The sequence below is a fragment of the Terrabacter sp. AAH1 genome, from assembly GCF_054456855.1.
In genome coordinates this window covers 256,995-275,610 of the sequence record NZ_JBTJJV010000003.1, presented here as the reverse complement: position 1 = coordinate 275,610, position 18,616 = coordinate 256,995, and the positions used below count along the sequence as shown (strand labels likewise).

Below are 18,616 nucleotides of genomic sequence, written 5' to 3'. Positions count from 1 at the left end.
GCTCTCCGGGTGCGACCGCCTGTGCGGGCTCCTGCGACACGGGCACGTCCCGGTCAGAAGAAGCCGAGCGCGTCGGGCGAGTAGGAGACGAGGAGGTTCTTCGTCTGCTGGTAGTGGTCGAGCATCATCTTGTGGTTCTCCCGTCCGATGCCCGACTGCTTGTAGCCACCGAAGGCGGCGTGCGCCGGGTACTGGTGGTAGCAGTTCGTCCACACCCGCCCGGCCTTGATGCCGCGGCCCATCCGGTACGCACGTGCGCCGTCCCGTGTCCACACGCCGGCTCCCAGGCCGTACAGGGTGTCGTTGCTGATGGCGAGCGCGTCGACCTCGTCCTCGAAGCTCGTGAGCGACACGACCGGACCGAAGATCTCCTCCTGGAAGATGCGCATCGAGTTGTTGCCCTCGAAGACGGTCGGGGCCACGTAGTAGCCCTCGGCGAGGTCGCCGTCCAGCACGTTGCGCTCACCGCCGGTGAGCACCTTCGCACCTTCCTGACGGCCGATGTCGAGGTAGGAGAGGATCTTCTCGAGCTGGTCGTTGCTCGCCTGGGCCCCCATCGTCGTCTCGGTGTCGAGCGGGTTGCCCTGCTTGATCTTCTCGACACGGGCCACGGCGTCGGGCACGAAGTCGGAGAAGATGGAGCTCTGCACGAGTGCGCGTGACGGGCAGGTGCAGACCTCACCCTGGTTGAGCGCGAACATCGTGAAACCCTCGAGAGCCTTGTCGTAGAAGGCATCCCGCTCCTGCGCGACGTCCTCGAAGAAGACGTTCGGGCTCTTGCCGCCGAGCTCGAGCGTGACCGGGATGATGTTCTGGCTCGCGTACTGCATGATGAGCCGGCCCGTCGTCGTTTCGCCGGTGAAGGCGATCTTCGCGATGCGCGGGCTGCTCGCGAGCGGCTTGCCGGCCTCGACGCCGAAACCGTTGACGACGTTCACGACACCCGGCGGCAGCAGGTCACCGATGAGCTCGACGACCTTGAGGATCGACCACGGCGTCTGCTCTGCCGGCTTGAGCACGACGCAGTTGCCCGCGGCGAGGGCGGGGGCGAGCTTCCACACGGCCATGAGGATCGGGAAGTTCCACGGGATGATCTGGCCGACGACGCCGAGCGGCTCGTGGAAGTGGTAGGCGACGGTGTTCTCGTCGATCTCCGAGCTCGAACCCTCCTGTCCGCGAAGCACGCCCGCGAAGTAGCGGAAGTGGTCGACGGCCAGCGGCAGGTCGGCGGCGAGGGTCTCGCGGACGGCCTTGCCGTTCTCCCACGTCTCGGCGACGGCCAGGGCCTCGAGGTTCTCCTCGATGCGGTCGGCGATCCGGTTGAGGATGAGCGAGCGCTCGCCGAGGCTCGTGCGGCCCCAGGCGGGAGCGGCGGCGTGGGCGGCGTCGAGGGCGGCCTCGATGTCCTCCTCGGTGCCGCGGGCGACCTCGCAGAAAGGCTTGCCGTTGACCGGCGAGGTGTTCTCGAACCAGAGGCCCTTCTTCGGGTCGACCCAGTTGCCGCCGATGAAGTGGCCGTAGCGGTCGAGCACGGTGACGAGCGAGTCCGGCGCTCCGGGGGGTGCGTAGACGGTCATGGTGGTTCTCCCAACATCCTTGGTGGTCCCCTCCCACGGGGTTGGCAGGACGTTAGGCAGCGCAACGTTGCAACCACGTTGCGTCACGTGTCGCCGAGAGCCGGCGAGGCGGCATACGCCCGGGGCACGCCCACGGGAGTCGAGAGGCCAGTCGCTGTCGGGTCAGGGCGTGCCCAGCTCGCGGTCGAGGCGCTGGATCTGGTTCTGCACCAGCGGCAGCAGCGGTGAACCCGGGCCGAGCACCCGTGCCTGGGCCTGCCACATCTCGTAGTCGTCGGCCCCCGACGCGGAGCGGGTCCAGGCCGACATCAGGTCAGCCCGTCCGCTGCGCAGGATCGCGGTGCGCACATCGCCCTCGATGCTCTCGCGCAGCCGCACCACGCCGGGGGCGACCGAGCGGGGCAGCAGGGGTCCCCGGTAGGCGCGCATCGCGCTCGCCACGTCGCCGGCCACGAGGTGCGCCTCGACGGCCAGCCAGTCGCCCGCGAGCCCGGCGACGAGCCGGTAGGGCCGCGACGCGAGCAGGTCGTCGCCGAGCAGTCCGCGCAGTCGGCCCATCTCCACGCGCAGGGTCGAGGCGCTGCTGTCCTCCTCGTAGAGGAGCACGGCGAGCTCGTCGCCCGAGAGGCCTCGGGGGGCCGACGCGAGCAGGAGCAGGATCTCGCTGTGGCGTGGGCTCAGGCGCACGGTCTGGCGACGGCCGCGCCCGTCGTCGACGGTGAGCAGCGTGTCGTTGCGGCCGAGCGACTCCATCAGGACGGTCAGGCCCCCGCCCGCCGCCACGTCGGGAACGGGCGCACTGCGCGAGCGAACGAGGAGCTCGCGCGCGAGCTCGGACTCGGCCATCCGCGCCGCGGCGCGCACCATCGCCATGGTCTGTGGCACGCCGATCTCGTCGCCGCCGGTGATGTCGAGGACCCCGAGGATGCTCTGGTCGGCGGGGTCGTGGATCGTCGTCGCCGCACAGCTCCAGTGCTGCACCGAACGACGGAAGTGCTCGGCGCCGAGGACGTTGACCGAGCTGTCGAGACGCAACGCCATCCCCGGTGCGTTGGTGCCGGCGAGCCGCTCGTCCCAGTTGCTGCCCTCGACGAAGCCGATCGACTCCGCCCGGCGCAGGACGCTCGGCGTGCCGCACACCCACAGCAGCTGCCCCGCCGCGTCCGAGACTGCCATGACGGCGTCGCAGTCCCGGGCCGCCTGGCCGAGCACGTCGTCGAGCAGCGGGAACACCCTCGCGAGGGGGTGCGCGGAACGGTGGTCGCGCAGGGCGTCGCCCGGCAGCGTGATCGGCGCGTCCACGGTGTCGACCTGCACGCCGGCCGCCGCCGAACGCAGCCACGAGTCGGCAACGTGGGCGCGGATGCCGGCGCTCTCGGAGTCCGGTCGCGCGGAGCTCTCCTCGTCGACGGGCATGCGCCGATTGTGCACGGCGTGGCGACCCGTCCGACAGGTTCGAGCGGAAAGCCACAGCACGCCCGACCGGACCGTGGAGCGCTGGGTAGGACCAAAGGGTGGTCAAGCGCGGGTTTGAGGCGCACCATGAAAGGACCTGACCGCAGGGTCCCGAGGGAAAGTCCGAGGAGCGACGATGTCACGACGAGCCCCCTTCGTCCCAGACGGTGTGCCGGTGCTGTCACGAGGCCGGCACCGCAGCCCACGCAAGGGCGCCTGCTTCATGGAGATGGCCTCGTTCCTCGCCGGTGAACGATGGAGCGACCACCCCGCGTGCACGCATCCCGTGCTCTCGACCCTCGCCCGCTGCGTCAACGACATGCTCGACGAGACGCACCGGCAACGGCTCGTGACGATGATCCCCGAGGTCGTCGGGCTCAACCCGGACGACCCCCGCGTGCCCGCCGCGCTCGTGCTCACCGCCGCCCGCTCGGCACTCCCGGTGGCGGCCGAGGAACGTCAGAACGTCATGGCGCTCGCGATCCTCAACGCCGAAGGCGTCCTCGCCGAGCAGGACGGTCGGACCCCTGGCCAGCTCTCCAAGGCCTCACGGGCAGCCTTGGCGACCGCGCCCGCTGCCGAGCGCTGGGCCCGCATCCACCTGGCCCGCCTCGGGTTCAACGCCGCAGCCGTGCGCCCCGCCAACGCCGCCAAGATCGTCGCCCTGGCCGTCGACGGGATCGCCCGCGCCTGCATCGACGACCCCGAGGACCGTCTGGTCCAGCTCATCCGTGACGCCATCGACGTCGTGGCCGCCTTCGCGCCGCTGGCCCCCCAGCCGGTCACCGTCACGTGGTCACTGCCTGCCCCCGAGTCGTCCGACGCTCCAGCACCCAGCGAGAGCCGGCCACTGGTGCGCTAGCCGGCACCCGACATCGAGAGAGCACCCCGTCACCGAGGTGACGGGGTGCTCTCTGGATGTCGGCGTGCGCTGCGTCGGGCTCAGCGGGTCTCGCGGAAGTCGACGTGCTCGCGCACGACCGGGTCGAACTTGCGCAGCACGAGCCGGTCGGGCTGGGTGCGGCGGTTCTTCGTCGTGACGTAGCTGAAGCCCGTGCCTGCCGTCGACCGCAGGGTGACGACAGGGCGAAGGTCGGTGCGCTTGGTCAAGGGGACTGCTCCTCTGCTCTCGGGGACGGATCCTCATCCGTCGCACATGAGAACCATTCTCGCCCTGACCTCATTCCCGCGGTCGAGGAACAGCTCGCCCCCGGTGAGGACGAGCTGCTCCGTCGATCTGCTGGGCGCCGGGCCCGGGGTCAGGCCAGTCCGGCCTGCTTGAGGAACTCCGACGCCACGTCCTCGGCGTCCTTCTTGTCGATGACGACCTGCTTGACGAGACCGGCCAGCGTCGAGGTGTCGAGCTTGGCCGACACCGCGTTCAGCGCCGACGAGACGGTGTCGTTGACCTTCGACTTCGTGATGAGGGGGACGACGTTCTGCGCCGCGAAGAACGACTTGGGGTCCTCGAGGACGACGAAACCGTTCGCGGGCACGTTCGGGTCGGTGGTGAAGAGGTTGGCTGCCTGCACCTGGCCGTTCTTCAGGGCCTGGACCGTGAGCGGGCCACCCGCGTCGAGCGGCTTGAACTCCTTGAAGTTCAGGCCGTACACCTTCTTCAGCCCGGGCACGCCGGACTCGCGGGTCTTCCACTCGGGCGGCCCGCCGAGGACGAGGTCCTTGGCCACGGGCCCGAGGTCGGCGATCGACTTGAGGTTGTACTTCGTCGCGGTGTCCTTGGTGACGACGACGGCGTCCTTGTCCTCGGCCGCCGACTTCTCGAGCACCTGGAGCCCGGACGGCAGGGAGGCCTTGAGCTCGTCGTAGACGGCCTGCGAGTCGGTCGCCTTGGCGGACTTGTTGAAGTACTGGTCGAGGACGCCGGTGTACTCGGGGACGAGGTCGATCGAGCCGTCCTTGAGAGCCGGAATGTACGTCTCACGGCTGCCGATGTTGGGCTTGGTGTCGACGGTGACGCCCTTGGCCTTGAGCGCTCCGGCGTAGATGTCCATGAGCAGCTCGGACTCGGGGAAGTTCGCCGACCCGACGACGATGGTGCCGCTGGGGGCCTTGGACCCCGCGCCGGTCGGCTGGGCGAGCGGGTCGCCTCCACTGCTCGACCCGCAAGCCGCGAGACCGGCGAGAGCCAGGGCGGAGACCGCCGTGAGAACCGTCTTGGTGTGCGTCATGCTCTTCTCTTTCCTGTGGGCGCTGAGCTGGGGGATCAGTGGGCCGTGCCGACCGTCGTGGTGGCCGGTGACTCTGCGGTGGCCGGTGACTCTGCGGTGGACCCGACCGCGACGCGGGCGCGTCTGGTGCGGAACCGTCCGGTGACACCGCGTGAGACCGCGAACCGCTGGACGACGGCGGCGACGAGATCGATGACGAGGGCCAGGGCGGCGACGAGGACGGCGCCAGAGGCCATCTGGGGGTAGTCGCGGACCGCCAGACCATCGATGAGGAAACGACCGAGCCCGCCGAGCCCGACCGTCGCAGCGATGGTCGCGGTGGCCACGACCTGCAACAACGCCGAGCGCAGACCCGAGAAGATGAGTGGGAGGGCGCACGGCACCTCAACCTTGAACAGCACCTGCCAGCCACGCATTCCCATTCCGCGAGCCGCGTCACGGGCCGCCGGGTCGACCTCGTCGATGCCGGCGTAGGTGCCGGCGAGGATCGGCGGGATCGCGAGCACGACGAGCACGATGAGGCTCGGGAGCAGGAAGGCGAGGTCGCCGGACAGGCTCGGCCCGAGCCACAGCACGATGAAGAACAGCAGGCCGAGCGTCGGGATGGCACGGGCGAAGCCGGAGATGTTGACGACGGCGAACTTGCCGCGCCCCGTGTGGCCGACCCACATGCCGGCCGGGATCGCCACGGCCGCGGCGATGACGGTCGCGAGGAGGACGTACTGGAGGTGCTCGAGGAGCCGCTGGACGATGTCGTCGCGGTGGGCGGGGTCGGTGAGCCAGGCGATGATGTCGTTGATCACGATGCGGCCCTCGCTCGGGTCCAGGGCGTCAGCAGCCGGGTGACGACGACGATGACGACGTCGAAGAGCAGCGACAGGACGCCACAGGCGATGATCCCCGTGACGATCGGCGCGAAGAAGTCACGGTTGAAGCCGTCGGTGAAGAGCGAGCCGAGCTGCTCGACGCCGATGATGGCCGCGACACTGACGATGCTGACGTTGCTGACCGCCGCGACGCGCAGGCCCGCCGAGATGACGGGCACCGCGAGCGGCAGCTCGACACCCAGGAGCCGGCGGACGGGCCGGTAGCCCATGGCGTTGGCGGCGAGCCGCACGTCGTCCGGGATCGCGCCGAGGCCGTCGGCGACCGTGCGCACGAGCAGGGCCACGGTGTAGACCGTCATGGCCACGAGCACGTTGACGGGGTCGAGGATCTGGGTGTGCAGGATGCCGGGAAGGAGGATGAACACGGCCAGCGAGGGCAGCGTGTAGAGCAGCCCGGTGCCGATGATGAGCGGCGGGTAGGCCCACGAGAAGCGCCGCGCGAGCCACCCCAGGGGCAGCGCGACGACCAGGCCGAGCAGGAGCGGGATGCCCGCCAGGTAGGCGTGGATGACGGAGAGCCGCCACACGTCGTCGAGGTGCGAGGTGAACCAGTCCATCAGAGCGCCTTCGGCTCTGCCACGACGATCCCCTCGCCGGCCCCCTCGACGGCCTCGTCGCCGGAGGCGTCGGCGGAGGAGGCGGCACGCTCGCGGGCGGCGCTCGCCTCGATGGGCTCGATGAGGTCTCGGGCCCGCACGGTGCCGACGAAGACGCCGTCGGGCCCCACGATGACACCACGGCCGGACGGCGCCGACAGCGCGGCGTCGAGCGCCTGCCGCAGCGGACCGTCGGTCGAGGCCACGGTGCCGCCCCGGTGGAGGGCATCACGCGTCACCGTCCCGTCCAGGCGCTCCCGCTCGACCCAGCCGACGGGGTGGTCGTCGTCGTCGAGCACGAGGACCCACGGGTCGTCGGTCACCCCCCGCGCGTCAGTGGCGGACGCGCCGAGGCGGACCGTCGGCTCGGAGCTGGTGGGGAACGGTGCGGTGCGGAAGCCGAGCGTGCGGTACCCGCGGTCGCGCCCGACGAAGTCGGCCACGAAGTCGTCGACCGGCCGTGACAGCAGCTCCTCGGGGGCGGCGAGCTGGGCGAGCCTGCCCCCGACCCGGAGGACCGCCACCTGGTCGCCGAGCTTGATCGCCTCGTCGATGTCGTGGGTGACGAAGACGATGGTCTTGCCGATCTCCTCCTGCAGGCGCAGGAACTCGTCCTGCAGCTGCTCGCGCACGATCGGGTCCACCGCGCTGAACGGCTCGTCCATCAGCATCACCGGCGGGTCGGCGGCGAGGGCGCGGGCGACGCCGACGCGCTGCTGCTGGCCGCCGGAGAGCTGCGAGGGGTACCGCTTGGCGAAGGACTGCGGCAGCCCGACGCGGTCCATGAGCTCGAGCGCGTGGCTCGTCGCCTTGGCCTTGTCCCACCCGAGCAGCAGCGGGACGGTCGTGATGTTGGCGAGGATCGTGCGGTGCGGGAAGAGCCCCGCGTGCTGGATGACGTAGCCGATGCCACGGCGCAGCTCGGCGGCGTCGATCGTGGACGTGTCGCGGTCGTCGATGAGGATGCGGCCGCCGGTCGGCTCGATCATCCGGTTGATCATGCGCAGCGACGTGGTCTTGCCACAGCCGGACGGGCCGACGAGCACCGTGATCTTGCCGGTCGGCGCCGTCAGGCTGAGCGCGTCGACGGCGACGGTGCCGTCGGGGAACTCCTTGGTCACGGACTCGAACCGGATCATCGGCTCGTCACCTCATTCGTGTGATGGGTCGGGAACAGGGTTCGCGCGATCGTTCGAGCCTCCGCGGCGACGGCTTCGCCGACGTCACGGCTTCGTTGCTGGTCAAGACGATACGAGGGTCCCACGACATTGAGGGCCCCTGCGATGCCGCCCGTCCACGCGATCGGGGCCGCGATGGCCGTGACGTCCTCTTCGACCTTCGAACGCACCACCACATACCCGCATTCCGGGGTTCGCCCCTGCAGGGCAGCGCCGATGGCCGTGCGGTCAACCGGCACGGTGCGTCCGACCCAACCGGCGTGGCGGATCGAGAAGGTCCCTTCGGCCATCGCGATGTAGACCGCCTCGTCGGATCGTCCCGCGATGCCGAGGTACGCCGACTCCCCGCACTGGACGCTGAGCCGCTCGAGTGCCGGCTCGGCCGCCTTGACCATCTGGTTGCGCCCGAGCGCGACCGCCCCGAACCGGAAGGCCAACGACCCTGGATGGAAGTCGCCGCCCGCGTCCCTGCTGACGAAGTCGAGCCCTTCGAGGGTGCGCAGGAGGCGCAGGGCCGTCGTCGGGGACAGTCCGACGACCTTCGCGCACTCCGAGAGGCTGACGGGGGCGGACTCGCAGACGTGCGCGAGGAGGCCGAGCGCGCGCTCGACGGAGCGAGTGGCCGCCGCTCCGGGCGCTGACGCCGTTCGGTCGCCGCCGGGCGAGGCGGGGCCAGAGGCCGGGACGGTGGTGGAACGTGCTGGTCGTGCCATGGGTGACACCTCGTCGTGCGATGGAGGGGGGAGCCGTACCGCATTTCATCCAGCGGCAAGCCTTTGCTGCACAGTGGCAGTCTGGCACACTGCCAAGTGAGCGCAACAGCCTGTTGCCCGAGGAATCTCACGCCGTGATCCGAGGACCGCACATGACGATCACCCTGACGGGAAAGCAGCTGACGGTCGCGGAGATCGACGCCCTGGGCCGGCGCGCCACCTTCATCATCGACGCCGAGGCCGCGTCCGGTGTCGACCGGGCAGCCCGAACGGCACGGATCGTCGCCGGGCTGCGGCCCGTCTACGGCAGGACGTCCGGCGTCGGCGCCAACCGCGACCAGGTCAATGCCTCACCCCGACCGGGACACGCCCTGCTGCGCAGCCACAGCGCGGGGTGGGGTGAGCCGTTCCCGGCACCGATGGTGCGCAGCGCCCTCGCGATCCGCGTCAACCAGCTCCTCGCGGGGGCGTCCGGCGCGAGCGAGGCCCTCCTGCACGCGCTCGTCGACGCCGTGAGGGCCGACGACCCGCAGCTTCCGGTGGTGCACCGCCGGGGCGCCATCGGCACCGGCGACCTCACCGCGCTCGCCGAGGTCGGCCTGACGCTCCTCGGCGAGCGCCCCTGTGGCGACGGGACGCTCCGCACCCCTGCGCCGCTCGACGACGCCGACGCGCTCCCCCTCATGTCGAGCAGCGCCTTCACCCTCGCAGAGGCGGCCCACGGATGCGCCGAGCTGGCCCGCCTCGCCGAGGTGGCCATGGCCGTCTGCGCCCTGTCGTTCGTCGCGCTGCGCGGCAACCCCGAGGCCTTCGGGCCGGTCGTCGAGAGGGTCACGCCCTTCCCGGGCGCCGTCACCGCAGCGGCGACGGTCACCCGGCTGGTGCAGGCCGACATGGTCGAGCCGGCGCAGATCCAGGACTTCTTCGGGCTGCGCACCTTCCCGCAGGTGCACGGCCCGCTGCTCGACCAGATGGGAATCCTGCGCCGGGTCGTCGAGGCGCTCGTCAACGCCGGCAGCGAGAATCCCGCTGTGGTGCAGACGGACCCACCCACCGTCGCGCACCACGGCGGCTTCCACCAGGCCTACCTCGCGCTCGCGGTCGACGCCTCCCTGCTCGCCCTCGTGGGCTCGGCACACACCATCGCCTCCCGCATCTCGCACCTGCTCACCGACGCCGCGAGCGGTCTCCCCCGCTTCCTCGCCGGGCCGAAGGCGGGGTCCTCGGGCCTGCTGATCCTCGAGTACGGAGCCGCCTCGGCCATGGCCCTCATCCGCGAGGCCGCATCGGCGGCGCGCTCGATCCAGTGGGTCTCGGTGTCCGCCGGCGTCGAGGACGGGGCGAGCCACGCGTCCGTGTCCACCGCGCGCCTCGGCGAGGCCGCCGACGCCTACCGGCAGCTCATAGCCCTCGAGCTCGTCGCGGCTGTCCGTGCGCTCGACCTCGGCGGTCGACGTGTCTCCGGCGAGCTGGCCGACCTGGTGGCCCGGTGCACGCACCTCGTGGCGGAGCTGGACGACCACGACCTCGCACCGAGCGTGGCGGCCGCCGTCGACGTCGTCGACCGCTGGGTCGCCGCGACGCCGCTGCCGTTCGACTGAGCCTGCCGTCGCGGGGGCGAGCGCCCGCCCGACCGGGATCGGACGCGTCGCCTCAGATGTCGATCGTGGTGCCCCCGGAGTGCACGACCCGCGCCACGACGGCGCCGATCGGGCCCGACCGAGGCTCGCCCGAGCCACCCAGCTCCGGCGCGAAGGTCGCGGCGACGGTCTCGGTGACGAGCGCGGTCCACAGCGGCGCGCGCACGAGCATCGCGTGGTCGGAGCGGGCGACGCGCACGAGAGTCGCGTCGAGACCCTCCGCCTGCATCTTCTCGATGCGCTCTCGCGACCGGCTGAGGCCGCAGACGATGTCGCGGTCGCCGTGGATGACGACGGTGCGTCGTCCCACGCCCGGCCAGGGGTCGTCGGGCTCGATCCACGGCGCGAGCGCCAGCACCAGCCGGACGTCCTCCTCGTCGCCGAGGTGCATGGCGACGCGACCGCCCATCGAGTGGCCGACGAGCGCGATCGGCCGGCCGGGGTAGGTCTCGCGGATCTGCCGCAGCGCCCACCGCGCGTCGACGACGGGCATGCGCTGCTCACCGTTCCAGCCGCGCACCCGGAAGCGCAGGCGCGCCACCGCGACAGGCCCCGGCACCCTGCGCAGGGCACGCGCGAACGGCACGAGCCGGGCCACGTTGTGCGACCAGGGGTGGTTGACCTCGAACCCGTCGACCGCGCCCCCGTGCATGACGAGGACGACCACCCCGGCGCGGGCAGGCTGCGCGTCCCACGCGAGTGACGCGAGCGGCATACGTGAGTCGGCACGGGTCGGCTCGGTCGGCTCGGTCGGCTCGGTCGACTCGGTCGGCTGCGTCGGCCCGGCGGACCTGGACGCCTCGGACGTGGTGCTCACACCTGCGTGCGGTGGAAGTTCTTGAACGACCGGCTCGCGGTTGGGCCGCGCTGGCCCTGGTAGTGGGAGCCGTATGTCGCTGAGCCGTAAGGGTTCTCGGACGGCGAGCTGAGCCTGAAGAAGCAGAGCTGTCCGATCTTCATGCCGGGGTAGAGCATGATCGGCAGCGTCGCGACGTTGGACAGCTCGAGGGTGACGTGGCCGCTGAACCCGGGGTCGACGAAGCCGGCTGTGGCGTGGGTGAGCAGACCGAGCCGGCCCAGCGAGCTCTTGCCCTCGACGCGGGCCGCGAGGTCGTCGGGCAGCGTGACCGTCTCGAGCGTCGACCCGAGCACGAACTCGCCGGGGTGCAGGACGAAGCCCTCCTCGTCCGGGCCGACCTCGACGAGGCGGGTGAGGTCGGGCTGCTCGGCCGCCGGGTCGATGTAGGGGTACTTGTGGTTGTCGAAGAGGCGGAAGAACTTGTCCAGCCGGACGTCGACGCTGGAGGGCTGGACCATCTGCGGGTCCCAGGGGTCGAGCACGACCCGCTCGGCGGAGATCTCGGCCCGGATGTCCTTGTCGGAGAGCAGCACGGGTCGAGGCTATAACGCGGTGCCGGAATCGCTCCCGCACTCCTGCCCTGTGGACCTCGCGCGCCGCCTATCGTCACGTCATGGACCCCTCGAACGCCACCTCGAACGCCACCTCGAACGCCACCGCGCACGACTCCCCCGCGTCGTCGGTCGACCCGCTGCTCGACGACCTCCACCGCGTCGTGCGGGCCGTGCTCGAGCGGGTCCCGGGCGACGGCGGCGGCCCGCGCCTCGTCGACGTGCTCGCCGACCACCTCGGGGTCGAGCCGCGCGCGCTGGCGGTCGTCGCGCAGCCCGTGCCACCGCACCGGATGGTCGACGCCGACCTCGCGCTCGGCGAGGTGTCCGACGACGACCCCGACCGCTCGATCGTCGGCATCGCCGGCGACATGCGCCACCACATGTCGCTGGGCGACCTGGTGCAGGGGCTCCACGGGTCGGGGCTGCCGGTCGGCCAGGTCGACTACGACCGCATGCCCACCGGCCCCGGCAAGGACGACAGCCGCCAGGTGGTCACCTCGGGCATCCGGCTCTTCCGCTTCGAGGGCACCCCCGTCGCCGTGCGCCAGCAGGGCGCCAACCGGCAGTTCGGGCGCGAGGTGGGCAGCATCGAGGTGATGTGCACCGACCGTGACCTGGCCGAGTCGCTCATGGCGCGCGTGCAGCAGCTCATGGACGAGCGAAGCGTCCTCCGGGGCCAGGTCGTCACGTTCGGCAGCGACCCCTACGGCCCCGGCATCAGCGGGGTGACGTTCGTGGAGCGCCCGTCGGTCGACGCCGGGGCGGTCGTGCTCCCCGACGGCCTGCTCGAGCGGGTGTCGCACCACGTCATCGGGATGGGCGAGCAGCGCGAGCGGCTCCTCGCCCATGGCCAGCACCTCAAGCGTGGCGTCCTGCTCTACGGACCGCCCGGCACCGGCAAGACGCACACCGTGCGCCACCTGCTCTCGTCCACTCCCGGCACCACTGCGGTCCTGCTGAGCGGCGGCTCGCTGCGTTTCGTCCACGACGCCGCGAAGGTCGCCCGGGCGCACCAGCCGGCGATCGTCGTCCTCGAGGACTGCGACCTCGTCGCCGAGGACCGCTCCTTCTCGATGGGAGCCTCACCGCTGCTCTTCGAGGTGCTCGACGCCCTGGACGGCCTCGACGCCGACGCCGACGTCGCGTTCGTGCTGACGACCAACCGCGTCGAGGACCTCGAGGTCGCGCTGTCGCAGCGGCCCGGTCGCGTCGACCTCGCGGCGGAGATCCCGCTGCCCGACCTCGAGGGGCGGCTCGAGCTGCTCCGCCTCTACGGCGGCCACCTCTTCGGCGACGAGGCCATGTCGGTCGCTGCTGCCCGTACCGAGGGCACCACGGCGTCGTTCGCGAAGGAGCTCGTGCGCCGCGCGGTGCTCGCCGCGGCGCTGCGCGACGAGCCACCCGCCGACGACCACCTCGGCGGGGCCCTCGACGAGCTGCTGTCGGACTCCCAGCGGCTGACGCGCAGCCTGCTCGGCGCGGGATCCGGCGACGCGGCCGGCGGTCCCGATGGTGCGACGCCGGGCGCGCCCATGGCCGGCCTCCCCCATCGGCCGGGCCGGTCGATCTCGATGTTCGGCTACTCCCCCGACGGGGGCGTCACCCACGCCGGCTGAAGCTGCCTGCCCGATCGGACGGCATACGCCCCCGGGAAGCAGCGGTGTGACTCAGCCCGCGAAGGCGCGCACCGGCTGGCCGGGCACGGACACCCGCACCCTGAAGAGGGCACCGGCCTGCGGCTCGGGGTCATCGAGGTTCTCGCGCGACGTCGTGACGTAGAGGTCACGGAGGTCGTCCCCGCCGAAGGTGCACGCCGTCGTGAGCCGCACCGGCAGCGCGACCTCCGCGAGCACGTCGCCCGTCGGCGAGAAGCAACGCACGCGCCCCGCGCCGTTGAGCGCGACCCAGACGTTGCCCGCGCTGTCGACGGTGAGCCCGTCGGGATGGCCGGCGTCGTGGGTGACAAAGGGCCGGCGGTTCACCAGCTCGCCGTCGACGACGTCGAAGACGTCGGTGCGCCCCGTCGGGGTGTCGTCGTAGTAGGCGAGGGTGCCGTCGGGTGACAGGTCGATGCCGTTCGAGATCGTCGCGTCGGGGACCACGGTCTCCACGGACCCGTCGGCGTCGACGCGGTAGAGGGTCGCGCTGCCGGGCACGCGGTCGTAGCCCATGGTGCCCGCCCACAGTCGGCCCTCGGCGTCCACGCCGCCCTCGTTCATCCGGATGGACGGGTCGTCCCAGAGGTCGAACCACGGCTCCGGTATGCCGTCTGGCTCCCCGGCCAGCGCCAGCCCGCGCTGGGTCGCGACGACCCAGCCACCCCGCGTACGGGGGCGCAGGAACGCGGCCACCGCCCCGACGTGCAGGCGCTCGACGGAGCCGTCGGCGCGGAGGGTGAGGACGTCGCCGGCCAGCAGGTCCACCCAGCGCAACCCTCCCCAGGACGGCGACCAGACCGGGCCCTCGCCGTGGTAGCAGAGCGCGTCGGTGACCTGCTCGACACCGCTCAGCGCGACGGGCGCGCCACCCGCGGACATCAGTCCCACCACACCCCGACGTAGTGGTGTCCCTGCGGCACCGTCGGCGCGTCGACAAGCCAGTCGGCACCGGCAGCCGGGCCGCCGCTCGCCTCGGTGTCGGCGTCGATCGTCATCGCGTCGACCTCCTCGGGCTGGAGCGTCGTGATGACGGCCACCCCACTGGCGTAAGGCCATTCATCGTCCGGGAAGTCCTGGAACTCGAGCACGTCGAGCTCGACGCGGACGTCGTGCACGTCGGGATGCGAGCGCAGGTCGAAGAGGACCCGTCGCACCGTCTCGAGCGGCACGTCCTCGGGGCGGTTGGGGGCGATGCACCACTCGCAGTCGTTGCCCTCGAAGAACTGCTCGAGGGTCACGGCCACCTGGGCCGTGGCGCCGCCCCGTCCGCGGACGTGCTCGACGAAGGCGGACTGCTTGGTCAGATCCATGACGGTCGTGGCCCCTGGGGTCGCGGTCGGTGCACTGTCACGGCGTCGGCTACACTGACGCCGCGTGCCGCTCGCGAGCCCTCTGCGGGCATCAGCCGGCGGCCCGTGCGAGCGTAGCTCAATGGTAGAGCGCCAGCTTCCCAAGCTGGATACGCGGGTTCGATTCCCGTCGCTCGCTCCACCCACACGAGAGCCGCAGGTCAGGACACGGTTCCCGACCTGCGGCTTCGTCGTCGGGTCACTGCCTCGGGGTCGAGTGCCACGGACACCCGACCAGCGCCCAGACTTCCGCGCGCGGCCCGGGTCACGACCCCTGGTCGGCTCTCACGCGCCTGGTGTCGTGAGCCCACATCGCGATCTCGACGCGGTTGCGGGCACCGAGCTTGGACATCAACGATGCGACGTGCGTCTTGACCGTGCTCAAGCCGACGAAGAGCTCGGTGGCGATCTCGGCGTTGGTCCGTCCCCGTGCAACCAGCGCGAGCACCTCCTCCTCGCGACCGGTGAGCGGGTCGCTGGGCTGGACCGGCACCACCGGCGACTGCTCGGCAAAGGTCGCCAGCAGGCGACGGGTGACGTTGGGGGCGATCAGCGCCTGGCCGTCGGCCGCCGCGTGGATGGCCTGCACGAGGAGCTCCGGGCCGGCGTCCTTGAGCAGGAAGCCGCGAGCGCCGGCGCGCAGGGCTCCGAGGACGTACTCGTCGAGATCGAAGGTGGTGATCACGACGACCGCGATGGGGTCCGTCACGCCAGGACCGGCGAGGCGCCGCGTCACCTCGACGCCGTCGAGCCCGGGCATCCGGATGTCGACGAGCAGGACGTCGGGACGCAGCCGGGTCGCCAGGTCGAGCGCTGCATGCCCGTCTGCTGCCTCCCCCACCACCTCGAGATCGGCTTGCGCGCCGAGGATCATCACGAGCCCGGTCCGCACCAGGTCCTGGTCGTCGGCCACGACGACACGTATGCTCATGCCAGCGCCTTCACCGGCAGCACGGCCTCGACCACCCAGCCACCCTCGGGACCGGGCCCCGCTGAGAGCGATCCGCCCAGCAGCTGCGCGCGTTCGGCCATGCCCAGCAGGCCGAACCCGGGCTCCGGGGTCGACCCCGGCCCGGTCTCTCCGTCGTCGCTGACACGCAGCCTGATGGCTGCGCCCTCCCGGCGTACCTCGATCCCGACGCGGGTCGCGCCCCTGGCGTGCCGTACGGCGTTGGTGAGCGACTCCTGCGCGAGCCGGTACAGCGCTGCGTCAACGGGTCGTGCGAGCGGGGTCAACGGACCGTCCAGCGAGACCTCGACGATGGGCGTCGCGTCGGCGCGCGCCAGCGCAGTCAGGTCCGCGACCCCCCGCTGCGGTGAGTAGTCGACGTCGTCCTCCTCACGTAGCACCCGCACCATGGATCTCATCTCGGCCAGAGTTCGCGAGGCTTCGGACTCGATCGCGGCCAGGACCTCGACGGCCCTCTCGGGCTGGAAGCTCGCGACCACGCCACCGGCCTGCGCCTGCACCGCGATGGCCGAGACGTGGTGGGCCACGGTGTCGTGCAGCTCGCGCGCCAGTGCCACCCGCTCCTGATTACGGATCTCGCGCTGCTGGCGATGCCAGAGGTCGGCCCGGTAGCGGAACACCGCCGCGAGGGCGACGCACAACAGCAGGAGGACGCTGCCGCCGAAGACGTCCGCCCAGGCTGCGGAGGCGGCGTACATCGCCAACGCGACGACGACCGCCACGAACGCCGTTCCCAGGACCATCTCCCGTCCCGAGCCCCACCGCACCAGGGAGTAGAGCAGGAGCAGGACCGCCATCATGGAGTAGAGGCCGAGGTCCCCGGCGTGCGCAACCAGCTGGAGCGCCGACAACAGCCCGGCGACGCCCCACCCCACCACGGCAGCCGTCAGGGGGCGCGCCCGCCGCCAGAGCAGGGCAGGCACCAGCGCCAAGGCGAGCACCGTCACGAGCGGTCGCCACGCCAGGCCCGGCCGAACGATGCCCTCGGCCACGGCTGCGGCTGCGAACGCACCCACCAGCAGCCGATCGAGGCGACTGATGGGTGGGGCGTCAGCAGGCCGCGGCTCGTGCCAGATGGGGCGCCGGACAGTGACCACGGCTCCAGCCTAGGGATCCGAGTGGTTCGGCGGACCGGCCGAAAGAACGAGACAAGGACCGTGCCATCGGCCGGCCAGCCACAGCCTTCGGTCCGATGTGTCCGCCGCCGGACTCAGCGAACGTGGACCCACCGATCCCCACCACGACCAGGAGCCCACGATGAGAACACGTCAACCCACCACCGCGACGCTGGAAGACCAGCGGATCCCAATGAGAGCCAAGCTCGCCGCAACGTGGACGAGCTTCATGTTCCTGTACGCCTATGTGGACATCCTCAACTTCTTCACTCCTGGCGTCGTCGAAGACATCCTCGGCGGCAAGGTCTTCGAGTTCGAGCTGTCGCAGACCTTCTCGACCACGTCGCTGGCCCTGGTGAGCGTCCCGATCCTGATGGTCGTGCTGTCGATGACGCTGCCCGCCCGGGCGAGCCGCATCACGAACCTCACCGTGGCCTCGCTCTACGTGCCCGTCACGGCCTTCAACGGGCTGGGCGAGACCTGGGTGTACTTCTACGGCCTCGGGATCGCTCTGGAGCTGGTCCTCCTCGCCCTCATCGTCCGGTACGCCTGGACGTGGCCCCGCACCGCACCATCGGCGACCACGCCGACCGGTCCCGGCCGGGACGCTGTTCGCGCCCGGTAACCCGTGAGCTTGCCCGTCTGCCGTTCTGCCGTATGCCGTCACCTCGGGCGCGCAGGCCGCGGCACTCCCCGTCGGAGCCGCAGGTCAGGCCGCTCACCTGGCCTGCGGCTCCTTTCCTTCCGGTCCTTGCGTCCGTCGCGGCCCTGTTCGTCGTCACGGTCGGCCCCGGGGAGGGTGACCGCATGGAGGACGACGGCGTGGCGACCGGTGGCTCCGAGCGGGTCGTGAGGGGGGTTGACCCGCCGGCGTCCCGGACGGCCGCCACCACCTGGGCGCGGGCACGGGCCCGGCGCGACGGTGGACCGGACGACCTCTCGGCGAACGACACGATGCCGGGCGTCGAACACCGCTTCGTCCGGCGCCTCGACCGAGCCATCGGTCAAGGCGCCCCGGCGGGAGGCCTGGGCCTGGTTAGCGGACCCGACCGGCCACCCAGGCGGACGTCCAGAGCTTCGACAGCTGCACGCGCTGGCCCGGTCGTGGCGAGTGCCAGACCCTGCCGCTACCGGCGTAGACGCCGACGTGGTAGGCCCGGCCCGCACGCATGAAGAAGATGAGGTCACCGGCGAGCACGCGCGACTTGGCGACTCGCACGGTCTTGAGGCGCTGCGCATTGGCCGTGCGGGGGAGCGCCACGTGCAATCGCGTCCGGTAGACGTAGTAGACGAGGCCGGAGCAGTCGAACGCGTACGGTCCGGCAGCGCCCCAGCGGTAGGGCTTGCCCCTCTGGGCCGCGGTGATGCGCAGGGCCTGGATTCGTCGGGGGACGGTGGCCACCGGGGTGGTGGCCACGTCGACCCCCTTGTTCGTCGCGGCCTTGGCGCTCGGGGCGGGGGCGGCTGCGAGCGGCGCCGTCGTGGAGGCCGGCGGTGCGCCGCCGGTCCCGAGGACGAGGGCGGCGCCGAGGAGCGGGGTGATGGCGAGGGACTGGAGCGGCAGTCGACGTGCGGGGCGCCGGTGGCGCCCGGGGCGTGCAGGACTCGTAGCGGGCATGGTCGGTCTTCCTTCCCACGCCTTCGAGGTGAGCTGTCGGGTTCGGGCAGAAGTGGCCCGGCCGCGTGTCGCGGCTTCACCCCGAGGACCGGTCCTAGCCGGCCCAGAAAGTGGGTCCCCCGCTCCTGTCCGTGTGATGCGCTGCTGCCCCAGCCGGCGGACAGGACTCGGCGTACCGGCGGGCCGACCGGGGAGGACCCCGGCCGATGAACTGCATCGACGGTCGCAGACGATCGTTGAACCGTGTAGGTCACGGCT

Annotated in this window: 19 protein-coding genes, 1 tRNA gene and 1 riboswitch; of the genes, 5 read left to right on the top strand and 15 right to left on the bottom strand. The window is 71.5% G+C overall.

What is annotated here, in order from left to right; genetic code table 11:
• Positions 1-53: 53 nt before the first annotated feature.
• Both exaC and ACXR8F_RS07345 read right to left on the bottom strand, forming a co-directional pair.
• Positions 54-1,577: an acetaldehyde dehydrogenase ExaC gene (gene exaC, locus ACXR8F_RS07350; protein WP_458799383.1), complete on the bottom strand. Its 1,524-nt coding sequence runs from the start codon at positions 1,575-1,577 to the stop codon at positions 54-56.
• 162 nt (positions 1,578-1,739) lie between these two features.
• Complete coding sequence (locus ACXR8F_RS07345; RefSeq protein ID WP_458799382.1) at positions 1,740-2,993, bottom strand: transcriptional regulator; 1,254 nt, start codon at positions 2,991-2,993, stop codon at positions 1,740-1,742.
• A gap of 175 nt (positions 2,994-3,168) precedes the next feature.
• On the opposite strand from ACXR8F_RS07345, the gene ACXR8F_RS07340 reads away from it, so the two are divergent.
• Complete coding sequence (locus tag ACXR8F_RS07340) at positions 3,169-3,894, top strand: hypothetical protein (protein ID WP_045189496.1); 726 nt, start codon at positions 3,169-3,171, stop codon at positions 3,892-3,894.
• A gap of 80 nt (positions 3,895-3,974) precedes the next feature.
• On the opposite strand, the gene rpmG is transcribed toward ACXR8F_RS07340, so the two are convergent.
• From rpmG to ACXR8F_RS07310, 6 genes are all read right to left on the bottom strand, one after another.
• Positions 3,975-4,142 (bottom strand): 50S ribosomal protein L33, encoded by a 168-nt coding sequence (gene rpmG, locus ACXR8F_RS07335; protein ID WP_458799381.1) that lies wholly within the window; start codon positions 4,140-4,142, stop codon positions 3,975-3,977.
• Between the two features lie 149 nt (positions 4,143-4,291).
• Positions 4,292-5,221 carry an ABC transporter substrate-binding protein gene (locus ACXR8F_RS07330; RefSeq protein WP_045189500.1) on the bottom strand — a complete coding sequence of 310 codons (930 nt, stop codon included), beginning with the start codon at positions 5,219-5,221 and terminating at the stop codon, positions 4,292-4,294.
• Between the two features lie 35 nt (positions 5,222-5,256).
• A complete protein-coding gene (locus tag ACXR8F_RS07325; RefSeq protein WP_458799380.1) occupies positions 5,257-6,024 on the bottom strand; it encodes an ABC transporter permease in 768 nt (255 codons plus the stop codon).
• Positions 6,021-6,665, bottom strand: coding sequence for an ABC transporter permease (locus ACXR8F_RS07320; protein ID WP_045189503.1), 645 nt, complete (start codon positions 6,663-6,665; stop codon positions 6,021-6,023). Before ACXR8F_RS07320 ends, ACXR8F_RS07325 begins: the two co-directional genes overlap by 4 nt.
• Positions 6,665-7,843 carry an ABC transporter ATP-binding protein gene (locus ACXR8F_RS07315; protein WP_458799379.1) on the bottom strand — a complete coding sequence of 393 codons (1,179 nt, stop codon included), beginning with the start codon at positions 7,841-7,843 and terminating at the stop codon, positions 6,665-6,667. The genes ACXR8F_RS07320 and ACXR8F_RS07315 overlap by 1 nt, the downstream gene beginning before the upstream one ends.
• Positions 7,840-8,595 (bottom strand): IclR family transcriptional regulator, encoded by a 756-nt coding sequence (locus ACXR8F_RS07310; RefSeq protein ID WP_458799378.1) that lies wholly within the window; start codon positions 8,593-8,595, stop codon positions 7,840-7,842. The genes ACXR8F_RS07315 and ACXR8F_RS07310 overlap by 4 nt, the downstream gene beginning before the upstream one ends.
• A 152-nt stretch (positions 8,596-8,747) precedes the next feature.
• Between ACXR8F_RS07310 and ACXR8F_RS07305 the strand changes: the two genes are divergently transcribed.
• Positions 8,748-10,196, top strand: a complete 1,449-nt coding sequence (locus ACXR8F_RS07305; protein WP_458799377.1) for an aromatic amino acid ammonia-lyase — start codon at positions 8,748-8,750, stop codon at positions 10,194-10,196.
• A gap of 52 nt (positions 10,197-10,248) precedes the next feature.
• Here ACXR8F_RS07305 and ACXR8F_RS07300 read toward each other — a convergent pair whose 3' ends face one another.
• Together ACXR8F_RS07300 and dcd are read right to left on the bottom strand one after the other, a co-directional pair.
• Entirely contained in the window at positions 10,249-11,052 is an 804-nt protein-coding gene (locus ACXR8F_RS07300) for an alpha/beta fold hydrolase (protein WP_458799376.1), read from the bottom strand.
• Positions 11,049-11,627, bottom strand: coding sequence for a dCTP deaminase (dcd, locus tag ACXR8F_RS07295; RefSeq protein WP_458799375.1), 579 nt, complete (start codon positions 11,625-11,627; stop codon positions 11,049-11,051). Before dcd ends, ACXR8F_RS07300 begins: the two co-directional genes overlap by 4 nt.
• Before the next feature lie 80 nt (positions 11,628-11,707).
• On the opposite strand from dcd, the gene ACXR8F_RS07290 reads away from it, so the two are divergent.
• Positions 11,708-13,264 carry an AAA family ATPase gene (locus tag ACXR8F_RS07290; protein ID WP_458799374.1) on the top strand — a complete coding sequence of 519 codons (1,557 nt, stop codon included), beginning with the start codon at positions 11,708-11,710 and terminating at the stop codon, positions 13,262-13,264.
• A gap of 51 nt (positions 13,265-13,315) precedes the next feature.
• Here ACXR8F_RS07290 and ACXR8F_RS07285 read toward each other — a convergent pair whose 3' ends face one another.
• Complete coding sequence (locus ACXR8F_RS07285; RefSeq protein ID WP_458799373.1) at positions 13,316-14,185, bottom strand: SMP-30/gluconolactonase/LRE family protein; 870 nt, start codon at positions 14,183-14,185, stop codon at positions 13,316-13,318.
• Complete coding sequence (locus ACXR8F_RS07280) at positions 14,185-14,616, bottom strand: hypothetical protein (protein ID WP_045189514.1); 432 nt, start codon at positions 14,614-14,616, stop codon at positions 14,185-14,187. The genes ACXR8F_RS07285 and ACXR8F_RS07280 overlap by 1 nt, the downstream gene beginning before the upstream one ends.
• Positions 14,617-14,723: 107 nt before the next feature.
• On the opposite strand from ACXR8F_RS07280, the gene ACXR8F_RS07275 reads away from it, so the two are divergent.
• Positions 14,724-14,797: transfer RNA gene (locus tag ACXR8F_RS07275), tRNA-Gly, on the top strand.
• A 123-nt stretch (positions 14,798-14,920) separates the two neighbouring features.
• Here the strand turns inward: ACXR8F_RS07275 and ACXR8F_RS07270 are convergent.
• Both ACXR8F_RS07270 and ACXR8F_RS07265 read right to left on the bottom strand, forming a co-directional pair.
• Entirely contained in the window at positions 14,921-15,586 is a 666-nt protein-coding gene (locus tag ACXR8F_RS07270; protein ID WP_458799372.1) for a response regulator, read from the bottom strand.
• Positions 15,583-16,722 carry a sensor histidine kinase gene (locus tag ACXR8F_RS07265; protein WP_458799371.1) on the bottom strand — a complete coding sequence of 380 codons (1,140 nt, stop codon included), beginning with the start codon at positions 16,720-16,722 and terminating at the stop codon, positions 15,583-15,585. The genes ACXR8F_RS07270 and ACXR8F_RS07265 overlap by 4 nt, the downstream gene beginning before the upstream one ends.
• Positions 16,723-16,933: 211 nt before the next feature.
• Between ACXR8F_RS07265 and ACXR8F_RS07260 the strand changes: the two genes are divergently transcribed.
• Positions 16,934-17,365 (top strand): DUF6326 family protein, encoded by a 432-nt coding sequence (locus ACXR8F_RS07260; RefSeq protein WP_458799370.1) that lies wholly within the window; start codon positions 16,934-16,936, stop codon positions 17,363-17,365.
• A 411-nt stretch (positions 17,366-17,776) separates the two neighbouring features.
• Here ACXR8F_RS07260 and ACXR8F_RS07255 read toward each other — a convergent pair whose 3' ends face one another.
• Positions 17,777-18,358, bottom strand: a complete 582-nt coding sequence (locus ACXR8F_RS07255) for a C40 family peptidase (protein ID WP_458799369.1) — start codon at positions 18,356-18,358, stop codon at positions 17,777-17,779.
• Positions 18,359-18,361: 3 nt separating this feature from the next.
• Positions 18,362-18,509: riboswitch (cyclic di-AMP (ydaO/yuaA leader) on the bottom strand.
• Between the last annotated feature and the right edge of the window lie 107 nt (positions 18,510-18,616).